The organism is Peptococcaceae bacterium (assembly GCA_024655825.1).
GTDB lineage: Bacteria > Bacillota > Peptococcia > DRI-13 > PHAD01 > JANLFJ01.
This window is the reverse complement of the sequence record JANLFJ010000086.1, coordinates 1-1,455: the sequence shown is the minus strand read 5'-3', so window position 1 is coordinate 1,455 and position 1,455 is coordinate 1. Positions and strand designations below refer to the sequence as shown.

Annotated in this window: 3 protein-coding genes; all 3 read left to right on the top strand. The window is 41.4% G+C overall.

Annotated elements, in window-relative coordinates:
* Positions 1 to 344, top strand: a 344-nt coding sequence (locus NUV48_15510; GenBank protein MCR4443538.1) for a hypothetical protein, incomplete at its 5' end; no start/stop codon positions are given.
* Between the two features lie 144 nt (positions 345 to 488).
* On the top strand, positions 489 to 995 hold the full coding sequence (locus NUV48_15505; protein ID MCR4443537.1) for a TRAP transporter small permease subunit: 507 nt from the start codon (positions 489 to 491) through the stop codon (positions 993 to 995).
* A partial coding sequence (locus NUV48_15500) for a TRAP transporter large permease subunit (protein ID MCR4443536.1) occupies positions 992 to 1,455 on the top strand: 464 nt, incomplete at its 3' end. The genes NUV48_15505 and NUV48_15500, both read left to right, overlap by 4 nt.

Here is a 1,455-nt window from a genome sequence, read left to right as displayed (position 1 = left end):
CTCGAGGGGGTTTTCATCCTTCCGATGGTGCCGCAGGCGGCATGATGGTCTATAAGGCAATGATTGAGACGGCTGCTCGTTCTACTACCTTATGGTCCCTTTGTTATGATAATAACAGCAGTATGGAAAAACTTGATTTCTATGATCAACAAAAAACAGAAAGGATCTACCTTGAAAAACAAGAACAAGCCAAAATTCGTGATATAGGTTGGGCCTTTATCGACAAAGAGGCGGCAAAAGACCCCTTCCTTAAAGAGGTATGGGATTCTGCCAAAGCGTACTACCTAAAAATGGTAGAATACAACAATTTCATGCAGCCGATTCCTCCCAGCGTTACAAAATAAAAAAGATAGTCATTTGTAATTGGCTGGCTTCCCCAGACAATCTATTTGGAAAACTTAAACTAGGGGAAGCCAGTTTTCCTAAAAAGTTTACTTCTAGCATATCTAATCCGAATTAAGCACCTTGTATAAAGGGGTGGGGACATTGTGAAAAACATATTAAAAACGGTTGACCGGATTAGTGAACTTTGTGGTAAGGTCTTTGGATGGTTTATTCTCTTGCTTATTGCTACGATGATTTATGAAGTTATCATGAGATATGTGTTTAGAAACCCTACTTTGTGGAGTTATGACGCGACTTACTTGTTAAGCAGTCTTGTCCTGGTCATGGGTTTCGCTTGGAACCATAGGGACGAAGGAAATGTGAGGGTGGATGTTATCTATACTTTTTTATCCAAAAGAGCCCAAGCGCTTGTTAATGCGGTCATGACGATCCTGTTCTTTATACCGCTATTTATTATTGGCTTTAGCGGCATGATTCCCGATGTTATTCATGCATGGTCAATAAAAGAGAAGGCTATGGTCAGTTCAATACAACCTCCCATATATCCTTTTAAAACTTGGATACTTTTTGCTCTAGTACTGCTTTTTATTCAGGGAATTGCAGAGTTAGTCAGATATATTATTGTAGTACTGCGTGGTGAGAATATATGAGTGCCGAAATGATAACCGGATTGATGATGGGTTCATTGATTGTGTCGATAATGATAGGATACCCGATAGCATATGTCATGGGAGGACTAGGTACGATTTTCGGATTTCTTTTTATTGGGAAGGCCTTTTCGGGTATTTTCGTTTTGAACACATACAGTGTGTTTGCCGATTATACCCTGGTAGCCGTTCTCTTATTTATTTTTATGGGTGTGGTAATAGAAAAATCCGGACTGGCCAGTAAGCTTTATGAATCCATGTATTATATCTTTGGAAGGCTCCGGGGAGGGCTTGCTGTTGCCGTGTTGATTACGTGTACCATATTTGCGGCGGCAACAGGTGTAATTGGGGCTTCCGTTGTGACAATGGGGCTTTTGGCCCTTCCGACGATGCTAAAATACAATTACGGAGATTTTTGCGATGCCCGGCAAGCCCGGCGGCCCAAGCGATGGAAGGAACACAA